The sequence below is a fragment of the Streptomyces sp. col6 genome (genome assembly GCF_008042035.1).
Taxonomy (GTDB): domain Bacteria; phylum Actinomycetota; class Actinomycetes; order Streptomycetales; family Streptomycetaceae; genus Streptomyces.
Window position 1 is genome coordinate 1 of record NZ_RDBL01000012.1, and the last position, 12,244, is coordinate 12,244.

Consider the following 12,244-nt stretch of genomic DNA (forward strand, 5'->3'; position numbering starts at 1 on the left):
ATCATGCGCCTGCCTAAGACCTATAGGCAAATCCTGAATATCTCAAGGAAACCCGGGCGGTTATCGGCCGACGACACGTTGCCGGATCGATATGCCTGATTTATCGCCGCTCGTCCGGCAAACGGTTCAGACTGTCGGAGACTGGTACTCACCGGCTTCAAGGGGAGAAACACCATGCGTCTGCGCACCGCTCTCACCGCCGCAAGCGCCCGGTCCGCCGCGCCCCGCGAGGCGTGCCAGAGCGTCGTCACCGGCTCCCACACCCTGATCCCGTCCGCCATGCCGACGGCCGCCGCCCCGAACGTCACCCCGTAGTGCGCCGGGTCCGCCGCGACGGACAGGCTGCGCACGACATGGCCCTCGGCCGTCCCCGGAGCGGCCGTGCGCACCGCCGCGTACCCGTGCTCGCCCGGCGACAGCACATACGGCCCGCTCGTCGCCGGCGGTACGGGCTGCGCCGAGCCGTCCAGGCCCCGGAACGTGATGGTCGGGATACGGTCCACGGCGCAGGCTCGGCCGCCCTTGTTGACCACGGAGATCCGGGCGGTGTTCTGCCCCGCCCCGGGCCCGGCGGAGATACGGAGGTCCTTCTCCTGGCAGGGCGCGGTCGCGCGGGCCGCCGCCGGGGCGGCGGTCGTGGCCGAGGCGGCGGGGGCGGTCAGGGCCGCCGCGGCGGCAGCGGTGACGGCGGCGGTGAGAGCGGTGCGCAGACGCATGGTGTTTCTCCCCTTGAAGCCGGTGAGTACCAGTCTCCGACAGTCTGAACCGTTTGCCGGACGAGCGGCGATAAATCAGGCATATCGATCCGGCAACGTGTCGTCGGCCGATAACCGCCCGGGTTTCCTTGAGATATTCAGGATTTGCCTATAGGTCTTAGGCAGGCGCATGATGGTCGTCCCAGGACGAGGAGGCGACCATGGTGCGTGCGGGCCTGACCGCGGAACGCCTGACCCGGGCCGGCGCCGAACTGGCCGACGAGGTCGGCTTCGACCAGGTGACCGTGTCCGCGCTGGCGCGGCAGTTCGACGTCAAGGTGGCGAGCCTCTACTCGCACCTGAAGAACTCCCACGACCTGAAGACCCGGATCGCCCTGCTCGCCCTGGAGGAGATGGCCGACCGGGGCGCCGCCGCCCTCGTCGGACGGGCCGGCAAGGACGCGCTGAGCGCCCTCGGCGACATGTACCGGGACTACGCCCGCGAGCACCCCGGCCGTTACGCCGCGGCCCAGATGACGCTCGACCCCGAAACGGCGGCCGCCAGTGCCGGCCTGCGGCACTCGCGGATGACCCGCGCCATCCTGCGCGGCTACGACCTGACCGAGCCGGACCAGACGCATGCCGTACGGCTCCTGGGCAGCGTGTTCCACGGATTCACCACCCTGGAGGCCCAGGGCGGGTTCAGCCACAGCGCCCCCGGCTCGCAGGAGTCCTGGGACCGGACCCTGGACGCGCTGGACGCCCTCCTCCGCAACTGGCCGGCGCCCCGGCCCTCGTAACCCCGGACCCGGAGCCCCGGCCCTCGTCACCCCGCGACCCCAGGTGGAGCCATGAGCACCGACACCCCTGTACCCCTCTCCTTCACCACCCCCGTCACCACGGACCTCCTGCGCGGCGCGCTCGAAGCGGAGGGCACCGAGGCCGGCCTGCTGCCGCACCGCCTGCCCGCCGACGCCCGTGCCCAGGCCCCGGACGGCCAGATCGCCCTGGCCGAGGCCCAGCCGTCCGGCGTGCGCCTGGTCTTCCGGACCCGGGCCACCGTCGTCGAGCTGACGGCCCGGCGCACCCGCACCGCGTACCAGGGCGTCCCGCCGAGGCCCGACGGCCTGTACGACCTCCTCGTGGACGGCGCCCTCGCCGCCCAGGGCTCGGTGAGCGGGGGCAACGTCCTCGATGTCGACATGTCCACCGGCTCGACCGAATTCCGCACCGGGCCGGTCGGGACCGTACGGTTCGACGGCCTCGCGGACCGCGACAAGGACGTGGAGATCTGGCTGCCGTACAACGAGCGGACCGAACTGGTCGCCCTGCGCACCGACGCGCCCGTCACGCCCGCCCCGGACCGGGGGCGCAAGGTGTGGCTGCACCACGGCAGTTCGATCAGCCACGGCTCCGACGCCGCGAGCCCGACGGCCACCTGGCCCGCGCGCGCCGCCCTGCTCGGCAGTGTCGAGCTGGTCAACCTGGGCCTGGGCGGCAGCGCCCTGCTCGACCCGTTCATGGCCCGCACGATGCGGGACACCCCCGCGGACCTCATCAGCGTCAAGATCGGCATCAACCTGGTCAACGCCGACGTGATGCGGCTGCGCGCCTTCGCCCCGGCGGTGCACGGCTTCCTCGACACCATCCGTGAGGGCCACCCGGACACACCGCTCCTGGTGATCTCGCCCGTGCTGTGCCCCATCCACGAGGACACCCCCGGACCCAGCATCCCCGACTTCAGCCGCCTCGGTGAGGGCAAGGTCGGCTTCGCGGCGGTCGGTGACCCCGACGAGCGCGCGGCCGGAAAACTGACGCTCCGCGTCATCCGCGACGAACTGGCCCGGCTGGTGGAACAGCGCTCCGCCGACGACCCGCACCTGCGGTACCTGGACGGCCGCGAACTGTACGGCGAGGCAGACGCGTCCGAACTCCCGCTCCCCGACGCCCTCCACCCGGACGCCGCCACGCACCTGCGCATGGGCGACCGCTTCGCGGCACTGGCCTTCGGGGAGGGCGGCGCGTTCGCGGGTTCGTGACGGTGCTCGGCACCGGCCGGCCGAGTGGGCCCGTGCGCAGCCGCGTGACGCCCACCGCCCGCACTCGGCCCCCGTAACGCAGTCGGACCGGCACCCTGGGCAGGGGCCGGTCCGACTGCGGGCAGGACGTCAGACGCCCGGCGGCACGTGGGACGGGCGGCCGCGGCCGCCCGTCACCGAGTAGCCGAAGACGGCGGCCAGCGCGGCGAGCACGCCGCCGCCGGCCGTCCACAGCCAGCGGCTCGTCCACCAGCCCGAGGACCAGCCGTCCTCCGGCTCACCGGCGAGCGCGACCGGCTCGGCCGAGGCGTCCGTGCCGTCGTCCGACGCCTGCTCGGCCGAGGACACCCCGGGGACCAGCGGCTTGGACAGGCTGCCGTCCACGTCGGCGGCCCCGCCCTGGTCCTTGGAGTTGACCTCGACCTCGGTGTGCACCGGCAGGCCGAGATCGGCCTGGGCCAGGCCGACGACCGTGAGGCGCACGTAGTAGCTGCCCGGAAGCGGGTCGTTGGCCCACGGCTCGGCGTCGGCCCGGACGGTGCGCAGCACACACGTCAGCTCGACCGCGGCGGCGTCGGTCGCGGCGGTGCCGGTCTGCTTGCCGTACATGCAGGCCTGGCGGCGGCGCAGTCCGTCGTACACGTCGACCTGCCAGGTCTGCGCCCCGTGCCGGGCGGCGCTCTCGGGCAGGGTGACCTTCGCCGTCACCGTGGCGCGCTGCCCGGCGTCGGCCGGGAAGACCCAGTACAGGTAGTCGCCGGTGGAGGCCCCGGCGGTGGCGGTCTCGCCCTGCTGGATCGCGGTGGCGGTACGGAAGGTGGTGCCCGCCTCCGTGGGGCCCGAGCCGTCGCCGGAGGCGCTGGGGCTCGGGGAGGCGTCGTCGGCCGCGGCGGCCGACGCCCCCGTCAGCAGGGCGAGGCCGGTCAGCAGCGCGCCCGCGAGCACGCGTCTCGTACGGGACATCAGTTGGTCCTCCAGACAGCGACGCGCCAGCGCGAGATCCAGCCGAAGAGCAGACCCGCGATCAGACCGGTCAGGGCGAGCAGCCCCAGCAGCCACCAGCCGTGGCCGAGGCCGAACGCGGCGACGTCCGCCGCCTCGTCGGGGCCGTCCACCAGGTCGACGGTCAGCTCGATCGGCATGCCGGGGGAGGTCTTCACCGAGGCCGGGGCCGAGAACGAGTTGCTGACCTGGAGGCAGACGGTCTCCGCGGCCGGCTTGTTGTCGTCCTCCTGTTCGGCCTTCGGGTAGCGCAGCCCGGACGAGATGGCGTCGGTGCGCCCCGTCCCGGACTCGGAGCCCCGGACGATCTCGCGGCCGTGCGTGGTCACCGCGCGCAGCAGCATCCCGTAGTCGTTGTTGACGGCGCGGTCGGCGAACACGCTGACCGAGGCGCGGAGTTCCTGGCCGGGCAGCACCTCGACCTTGTACCAGCGGTGCTCGGCGAACTTCTCGCGGTCCGTGTAGAGGCCGGGCTTCAGCTCGGGCGCGTCCGTGCAGCTGTCGGCGCCCTTCGTGGCGACCGGGGTGACGACGGGCTCCGCGGCCCGGTCCACCAACTGTTTGACGCGGCCCGAGAGTTCATCGGTGTGCTGCACGGCGGTGTAGGTGCCGCCGGTCGCCTCGGCGATGCAGGTCAGCTGCTGGCGGATCTTGGCGTTCGGCACCAGGCCGAGCGTGTCGATGACCAGGTGGATGCCGCGCGCCGCGATGTCGCGGGCGACCTCGCACGGGTCGAGCGGGCCGCAGGTGTCCTCGCCGTCGCTGATGAGCACGATCCGGCGGGTGGAGTCGCCGCCCTCCAGGTCGTCGGCGGCGCCGAGCAGCGCGGGGCCGATCGGGGTCCAGCCGGTGGGGGCGAGCGTGGCCACGGCGGTCTTCGCCTCGGTGCGGTCCAGCGGGCCGACCGGGTACAGCTGCTTGGTGTCCTTGCAGCCCACCTTGCGGTCGTCGCCCGGGTAGTCGGCGCCGAGGGTGCGGATGCCGAGCTGCACCTGCTCCGGCACCGCGTCCAGGACCTCGTTGAACGCCTGCTTCGCCGCACTCATCCGGGACTGGCCGTCGATGTCGCGCGTCCGCATGGAACCGCTGACGTCGAGGACCAGTTCGACCTTGGGGGAGGCTTTCGTGGGGGTTTCATCGGCCGATGCGGGGAGCGCCGAGCCGAGCCCGGCGGTCAGGGTGGCGAGCAGGATGCCCACCCCGACCGTCAGCCTTCTTCTTATGATCATCGCCGGATAGTAGTGAACATCAGTTCGCTATCCAAAACGGCTGGTGGCCGCTGTACGCGCACCCGCCTCACGTACAGCGGCCCTTGATGGCGGATCAGGCGTGACGGTCCCCGCCGAGCAGCGGACCCGCCGCCCGCTCCAGTACGGAGCCGATCCGGTCCCACGCCGTCAGATCCCGTTCCACGGCCTCCAGGAGCAGATCCTCGCCGGTGTCCCAGCCGGCGGCGACGGCGACCGGGTCCGCCCCCGTGGCCGCTGCGGCGGCGAGCGCCGCCGCGCCGAGGGCGACCAGCTCCCCGGCCCCCGGCACGATCACCGGCCGCCCCGAGAGCCGCCGTACGGTCTCCACCCAGACGCGGCCCTGCGCCCCGCCGCCGATCAGCCGCAGCGGACGGCCCGCCACCTCGGGGTCGGCCGGGTCGAGGCCGCACGCCCGCAGCAGCTCGTCGAGCGCCCGCAGCACGGTGAACACCGCGCCCTCGTAGGCGGCACCGAGCAATCGCCGCGGGGTCGTGTCGTGCCGCAGTCCGGTGAGGAGACCGGCGGAGGTGGGCAGGTCCGGGGTGCGCTCGCCGTCCAGGTAGGGCAGCAGCACGGCCTCGCCGCCGGGCGCCGCGTCCGCGCGGTCCAGGCCCAGCAGGGCGGCGACCCTGTCCACGGCGAGCGTGCAGTTGAGGGTGCAGGCCAGCGGGAGGTACGTACCGTCCGCCGCCGCGAAGCCCGAGAGGGCGGCGGAGGCCGGCCGGGTCGCGGACGCGGCGAAGACCGTGCCCGAGGTGCCCAGGCTCAGCACCGGGTGGTCGAGCAGTCCGGCGCCGCCCAGGCCCAGCCCGACGGCGGCGCTCATGTTGTCCCCGGTGCCCGCCGCGACGGCGATCCCGGCGGGCAGCCCCAGCGCCTTGGCGGCCGCCTCCGTCAGGGAGCCCACGCGGGCCGCGCCGCTCTCCGCGACCTCGGGCAGCAGCGCCGGGTCGAGGCCGATGAGGGCCAGCAGTTCGGGGTCGTAGGCGCCGGTCGCGGTGGAGTACCAGCAGGTGCCCGACGCGTCGCCCGGGTCGGTGACGGCCCGGCCGGACAGCCGCTCGGTCAGGAAGTCGTGGGGGAGGCGCACCGCGGCCGCCGCCTCGGCGGTCTCCGGCTCGTTCTCCCGCAGCCACTGCCACTTGGACGCGGTCATCGCGGCCACCGGGACCGAACCGGTGCGCGCGGTCCAGGCGTCGGGGCCGCCGAGCGCGGCGGTGAGGGCGGCGGCCTGCGGGGCGGAGCGGGTGTCGTTCCACAGCAGGGCCGGGCGCAGCGGGCGGCCCTCGGCGTCCAGGACGACCAGGCCGTGCTGCTGGCCGGCGACCGCGATCCCCACGACGTCCGCCGCCGCGATTCCGGACTCCTTCAGTCCGGCCGCGACCGCGTCGCGCAGGGCCTGCCACCAGATCTCGGGGTCGCTCTCGCGCGCACCGCCCTCTCCCGTGACGACGTGGGGGGCGCGGCCGACGGCGAGCAGCCGGCCGGTGGCGGTGTCGGTGAACGCCGCCTTGGTGGACTGGGTGGAGCTGTCCACACCGATGACGACGGTATGCGGCGGCATGGCTGACCTCATTCGCTCGTTTATTTGATCGTGCGCAAAACAAATTACGCGATCGGGTCCGCCCGGAACAGGGCCTGCTCCGGACGCCCGGCGGCGACGAGGGGACGTCTGCGCTCCGGGGGCTTTACGCCGCACGGGCTGTCCGTGCATGATTAGTCATGACAGTGAACAAATAGAGGTTCGGCCGCCCGACCGGCTGCGGAACCCCGGCCCCTAAGGCGGCACCACCATGACGGAACGCTTCGCACCGACCCCCGAAGACAAGTTCACCTTCGGTCTGTGGACCGTGGGCTGGCAGGGCCGCGACCCGTTCGGTGACGCGACGCGCACGGCGATCGACCCGGTCGACTCCGTCAAGCGGCTCGCGGAGCTCGGCGCCTACGGCGTGACCTTCCACGACGACGACCTGATCCCGTTCGGCTCCACGGACACCGAGCGCGAGAGCGTCGTCAAGCGCTTCCGCCAGGCGCTCGACGCGGCCGGTCTCGTCGTCCCCATGGCCACGACGAACCTCTTCACGCACCCCGTCTTCAAGGACGGCGCCTTCACCGCCAATGACCGGGACGTCCGCCGCTACGCCCTGCGCAAGACGATCCGGAACATCGACCTGGCCGTCGAGCTGGGCGCCACCACCTACGTCGCCTGGGGCGGCCGCGAGGGCTCCGAGTCCGGCGCCGCCAAGGACATCCGCGTCGCGCTCGACCGGATGAAGGAGGCCTTCGACCTGCTGGGCGACTACGTCACCGAGCAGGGCTACGACCTCAAGTTCGCCATCGAGCCCAAGCCGAACGAGCCGCGCGGCGACATCCTGCTCCCCACCATCGGTCACGCCCTCGCCTTCATCGAGCGCCTGGAGCGCCCCGAGATGGTGGGCGTCAACCCGGAGGTCGGGCACGAGCAGATGGCCGGGCTGAACTTCCCGCACGGCATCGCGCAGGCCCTGTGGGCGGGCAAGCTCTTCCACATCGACCTCAACGGCCAGTCCGGCATCAAGTACGACCAGGACCTCCGCTTCGGCGCCGGCGACCTGCGCCAGGCCTTCTGGCTCGTCGACCTCCTGGAGAACTCGGACTACGCCGGCCCGCGCCACTTCGACTTCAAGCCGCCGCGCACCGAGGACTACGACGGCGTCTGGGCCTCCGCCGCCGGCTGCATGCGCAACTACCTCATCCTCAAGGAGCGCGCCGCCGCCTTCCGTGCCGACCCGGCGGTCCAGGAGGCCCTGCGCGCCTCCCGCCTGGACGAGCTGGCGCAGCGCACCGCCGAGGACGGCGTGGCCGGGCTGCTCGCCGACCGCTCCGCCTTCGAGGAGTTCGACGTGGACGCGGCCGCCGCACGCGGCATGGCGTTCGAGGCCCTGGACCAGCTGGCGATGGACCACCTGCTCGGCGTCCGCTGAGGACACCGCAGGGCACGACGGAGGGGGCGGACGCTCGGTGCGTCCGCCCCCTCCGTTCTTTCCCTACGTCTCAGGCCATCGCCGGGCGCGCGTACGCCACCGGGTCGGCCAGTACGTCCGTCATCACCAGCGCCGCCGCGCCCCGCGCCGCGTCACCCGCCACGGACGAGGCGCGCAGCCGGCCCCCGCGCGGAGCCCAGAGCCCGGACACGACCCGGCCCGTCAGCTCCTCGTCGGCCGGCGGCGACAGCCACGGCATCAGGTTCCGGTAGATCCCGCCGAGCACCACCGCGTCCGGGTCCAGCAGGTTGACCGCCCCCGACAGCACCCGCCCCAGCATCCGCCCGGCCTCCGCGACCGCGCCGACCGCCCGCTCGTCGCCCGCCCGCACCCGCTTCTCCAGCTCCGCGACCCCGAGCCCGCCGCCGCCCCCGTCGATCCCGGCCGCCCGCAGCAGCGCGGCCTGTCCGGCGTACTGCTCCAGGCAGCCCCGCGAACCGCAACGGCACTGCGGACCCTGCGCGTCCACCACCACGTGCCCGATCTCGCCGGCGAAGCCGTGCGCCCCGCGCAACAGCTCGCCGTCGATGACCACCGCGCCGCCTACGCCGATCTCGCCGGTCAGATAGAGGAAGCTGCGGATGCGCTCCAGGCCGCCGAACCACAGCTCGGCCAGGGCCGCCAGATTCGCCTCGTTCTCCGAGCGGACCGGCAGCGCCCGGTGCTCCGGGTGCTCGGCGGCCAGCGCGGCGGCGAACAGCTCCTCTGCCGGGACCTGGTTCCAGCCCAGGTTCGGCGCCTGGCGGACCGCGCCGCCCGAGACCAGGCCCGGCAGCGCCAGCGCCACACCGACCGGGTACAGCTCCTGCTCCCGCGCCGAGTCGAGGGTGCGCGCGGCGATCCGGGCCGCGCGCGCGAGCACCTCGTCGGGCGGGGTGCCCCGGTTGTCGAGGTGCTCGGTGAGGCGGACCCGGCCGGTGCCGGCCAGATCGACGACGCACACCGAGACGTAGTCGATGTTGACCTCGACCCCGAGCCCGGCCGGTCCGGTGCGGGCCGTCTTCAGCGCGGTCCCGGGGCGGCCCGCCTGCCCGCTGAACGTCTTGCCGGACTCGGTGAGGAAGCCGCTCTCCAGCAGCTGCTCGACCAGCGAGGACACGGCGGCCCGGGTCAGCCCCACGCGCGCGGCGACACCGGCCCGGGTCGCCTCCCCCTCGCCCTCGTCGCGGACGGCCCGCAGCACGAGGCTCAGATTGCTGCGCCGGACGGTGTCCTTGTCGGCCTTGGGCCCCAGCGGTGTGAGGTTGCTCTTCATATCGGTCCTGAGCCTATGCGATTCCGTACGCCAGTACGGTCGTGGCGGGCCGGGGCGGACGGCCCCGGCCCGCCTCAGGACGCGGACGCTCCCCGCTCCTTGAGCATGTCCGCCATGAGCGCGATCTCCGACTTCTGGGCCAGGGCCATACCCGACGCCAGGCTCCTGATCTCCTTGGTGCCCGCCGCCGACGCGGCGGCCTGGGCCATCTCCGCGCCGGCCTTGTGGTGTGCGGTCATCAGCTTCAGGAAGAGCACCTCGGCCGCCTTGCCCTTGGCCGCCCGCAGGGCGTCCAGTTCGGCGTCGGTCGCCATGCCGGGCATCAGCGCGCCGTCACCGCGCGGGGTGAACGAGTGCCCCATCCACGCCATGGGCGGCCCGGGGGAACTCTTCGCCCGCCCCCACATCTCCAGCCACCCCAGCAGCATGCCCCGCTGGTTGGCCTGGGTGTTGATGATGTCGAACGCGAGCCGGCGCACCGCCTCGTCCGAGGTGCGGTCCCGGACGATGAACGACATCTCGACCGCCTGCTGGTGGTGGACCGCCATGTCGCGGGCGAACCCCACATCGGCCGACGACTCGGCCGGCGCGGACGCGGACGCCGGCGCGGCGGGCGCCGACGTCGACGGGCGTACGAACGTCAGCGCGATCAGCGCGAGTGCCAGCAGCAGCACCGCACCGCCGGCCAGCACCAGGGGCCGCGAGGTGCGCGGGGCGGACGTCACTTGGCGATCCCGCCGGTGCAGGCGGCGCCCGGCTCCGGGGTCTGCGGGCCCTGCACGTACTTCGTGAAGAACTGCGCGACGCGGGCGTCGGTGGCGCTCTTCACGGTGAGCTGCTTCCCCCAGGCGCTGAGCATCAGCGGGGCCTCCTGGTCCTCGACCGGGCTCATCAGCGAGTACGGCGTGGACGACACCCGCTCGTTCAGCTTCTTCACATCGGCGGGCTTCGCCTTGCCGGTGTACGTGACCCACACCGCGCCGTGCTCCAGCGAGTGGACGGCGTTCTCCTTCGGTATGGCCTGGGTGTAGACGTCACCGTCGCAGTTCATCCACACCGGGTTGTGGTCGCCGCCGACCGGCGGGTTCATCGGATAGTCGACGGTCTTCTCCACATGGTTCTGCGTGAGCTTGTCCCAGCTCTTCTCGCCGGTGACGGGCGAGATCTTGGCCTGGGCCTCCGCCTTGTCCTGCTCATCGGCGGCGTTCATCAGATAGCCGCCCCCGGCGACGAGGCCGGCGACCACCAGGACGCCGACGGTCAGCGTGATGATGCGAGAGCGGCGCTCACGGGCCCGCTCCTGACGGCGCGCCTCCTCCAGCTTGGCGCGGCGGGCGGCGGCAGGGGTGTTCTGCTTCTTGGTGGAAGCCATGACGGGTCCTTCGGTTCATCGGATCGGCAAGACGGACTGCGTACGGCAGGAGGAGCCGGCGTCCCGGAAGCGGGTACGCGGCATCCCCGGCCGTCCTAGATCCGTTGAACCTGAAGGCGCAGGGGGTCGACCTCGCCGACCGCGTCGTTGGAGGGCCCCCGGATCGAGGCACCACAGGTGAGGGGCCGGGCCGGAAGGAGCGTCACGGCGGCCGTGGGGACGGCGGCCGGTCCCGGCCGGCCGGGCAGCACGACGGGCGCGGAGTGCTCCGAGGCGTCGTGGCAGGAGTCGCCCACGCCCCGGTCGCCGGGGGCGTCGGCCACCACGACCCGGACCACCGTGAGGTCGGTCAGTGTCGCGAGGGCGGACGCGGGGGCGAACTCGGGGGAGGAGTGCGGCCGTACGGACTGCGGCGAGCAGCACACGACGAGCGCGACCAGGACGAACACCCAGGTGAGCACGAGGGACGCACCGGTGCCTCGCACCCGTCCCGCACCCTCGCTCACCCTGTTCATCCCGCACATCGTACTGGTGCGTTGAAGATTCAAGCAGTGCGGGACGCAATCCGGTGAACCTGTGGATCCATGGACGAGCGATCCCGTTTCGGCCATGGCGAGATAGTGTGCCCCGGTGACAACGCACTCGAACGTATCTGCGGGCTGGTATCCCGATCCGCACGGCGCCCCCCAGCTGCTGCGCTACTGGGACGGGTCCCAGTGGACCGAGCACACGAACCCGGCCGGCGGCGACCAGGCCCAGGCCTCCGCCCAGGCTCAGGCCCCCGCCCAGGTTCCGGCGCAGCCGCAGGCCCCCGCGCAGGCCCAGACGCCGCAGCAGCCGGCGGCTGTTCCCCAGCAGGGCGGCGTTCCTCAGCAGGGCGGCGTCCCCGGCGGCGGCTCGCTCTTCAGCCAGCAGGTCCTGGTCGTGAACCAGAAGGCCAAGCTGATCGAGCTGACGAACGAGTACAGCGTCTTCGACCAGCACGGCAACACCGTCGGCTCGGTCGTCCAGGTCGGCCAGGGCGCCCTGCGCAAGGTGCTGCGGTTCCTCACCAGCATCGACCAGTACCTGACCCACCGGCTGGAGATCCGCGACGCCTACGGCCAGCCGCAGCTGCTGCTGACCCGCCCGGCGAAGTTCATCAAGTCGAAGGTCATCGTGCAGCGCCCGGACGGTCAACCGGTCGGCGAGATCATCCAGCAGAACGCCATCGGCAAGATCAACTTCGCGATCATGGCCAATGGTCAGCAGATCGGCGCCATCAAGGCCGAGAACTGGCGCGCCTGGAATTTCGCGATCGTCGACCACAACGACCAGGAGGTCGCCCGGATCACCAAGACCTGGGAAGGGCTCGCGAAGACGCTGTTCACGACGGCGGACAACTACGTCCTCCAGATCCACTATCAGCTGCCCGAGCCGCTGCTGAGCCTGGTGGTGGCTACAGCCCTGACCGTGGACACCGCCCTCAAGCAGGACGCCCGCGGCCTCGGCTGAGCCCGGTCCCGTACGCCCGACCGCCCGCGCCCCTCGTTGAGGAGCGCGGGCGGTGCTGTCTCCCGGGGCCAGTTTCGATCCAGGTGTTTTACTTGTGTAATACCTGTTAAAGTA

12 protein-coding genes are annotated in these 12,244 nt (G+C 72.6%); 4 read left to right on the plus strand and 8 right to left on the minus strand.

The features are described 5' to 3' along the window. Positions 1-20: 20 nt before the first annotated feature. On the minus strand, positions 21-716 hold the full coding sequence (locus EAO73_RS15780) for a DUF4232 domain-containing protein (protein WP_224756336.1): 696 nt from the start codon (positions 714-716) through the stop codon (positions 21-23). Between the two features lie 200 nt (positions 717-916). On the opposite strand from EAO73_RS15780, the gene EAO73_RS15785 reads away from it, so the two are divergent. After that, on the plus strand, positions 917-1,495 hold the full coding sequence (locus EAO73_RS15785; protein WP_147972187.1) for a TetR/AcrR family transcriptional regulator: 579 nt from the start codon (positions 917-919) through the stop codon (positions 1,493-1,495). 51 nt (positions 1,496-1,546) lie between these two features. Continuing rightward, a complete protein-coding gene (locus EAO73_RS15790) occupies positions 1,547-2,734 on the plus strand; it encodes a GDSL-type esterase/lipase family protein (protein WP_147972188.1) in 1,188 nt (395 codons plus the stop codon). A gap of 129 nt (positions 2,735-2,863) precedes the next feature. Here EAO73_RS15790 and EAO73_RS15795 read toward each other — a convergent pair whose 3' ends face one another. The 3 genes from EAO73_RS15795 to xylB form a co-directional block, all read right to left on the minus strand. Continuing rightward, the gene (locus EAO73_RS15795; RefSeq protein ID WP_147972189.1) at positions 2,864-3,697 is read right to left on the minus strand and encodes a hypothetical protein; all 834 of its coding nucleotides are present in this window, start codon (positions 3,695-3,697) and stop codon (positions 2,864-2,866) included. After that, positions 3,697-4,965: a VWA domain-containing protein gene (locus tag EAO73_RS15800; RefSeq protein ID WP_147972190.1), complete on the minus strand. Its 1,269-nt coding sequence runs from the start codon at positions 4,963-4,965 to the stop codon at positions 3,697-3,699. The genes EAO73_RS15795 and EAO73_RS15800 overlap by 1 nt, the downstream gene beginning before the upstream one ends. A gap of 94 nt (positions 4,966-5,059) precedes the next feature. Then, a complete protein-coding gene (gene xylB / locus EAO73_RS15805) occupies positions 5,060-6,550 on the minus strand; it encodes a xylulokinase (protein ID WP_147972191.1) in 1,491 nt (496 codons plus the stop codon). Positions 6,551-6,779: 229 nt separating this feature from the next. On the opposite strand from xylB, the gene xylA reads away from it, so the two are divergent. Beyond that, positions 6,780-7,949, plus strand: a complete 1,170-nt coding sequence (xylA, locus tag EAO73_RS15810; protein WP_147972192.1) for a xylose isomerase — start codon at positions 6,780-6,782, stop codon at positions 7,947-7,949. Between the two features lie 70 nt (positions 7,950-8,019). On the opposite strand, the gene EAO73_RS15815 is transcribed toward xylA, so the two are convergent. From EAO73_RS15815 to EAO73_RS15830, 4 genes are all read right to left on the minus strand, one after another. Continuing rightward, positions 8,020-9,264 carry an ROK family protein gene (locus EAO73_RS15815; protein ID WP_147972193.1) on the minus strand — a complete coding sequence of 415 codons (1,245 nt, stop codon included), beginning with the start codon at positions 9,262-9,264 and terminating at the stop codon, positions 8,020-8,022. 74 nt (positions 9,265-9,338) lie between these two features. After that, entirely contained in the window at positions 9,339-9,989 is a 651-nt protein-coding gene (locus EAO73_RS15820) for a DUF305 domain-containing protein (protein ID WP_147972194.1), read from the minus strand. Continuing rightward, positions 9,986-10,636, minus strand: a complete 651-nt coding sequence (locus EAO73_RS15825) for a DUF3105 domain-containing protein (protein ID WP_147972195.1) — start codon at positions 10,634-10,636, stop codon at positions 9,986-9,988. Before EAO73_RS15825 ends, EAO73_RS15820 begins: the two co-directional genes overlap by 4 nt. A 95-nt stretch (positions 10,637-10,731) precedes the next feature. Then, the gene (locus EAO73_RS15830; protein ID WP_147972196.1) at positions 10,732-11,151 is read right to left on the minus strand and encodes a hypothetical protein; all 420 of its coding nucleotides are present in this window, start codon (positions 11,149-11,151) and stop codon (positions 10,732-10,734) included. Between the two features lie 115 nt (positions 11,152-11,266). Here EAO73_RS15830 and EAO73_RS15835 point away from each other — a divergent pair, with 115 nt between their 5' ends. Further along, positions 11,267-12,130: a phospholipid scramblase-related protein gene (locus EAO73_RS15835; RefSeq protein WP_147972197.1), complete on the plus strand. Its 864-nt coding sequence runs from the start codon at positions 11,267-11,269 to the stop codon at positions 12,128-12,130. Positions 12,131-12,244: the final 114 nt, after the last annotated feature.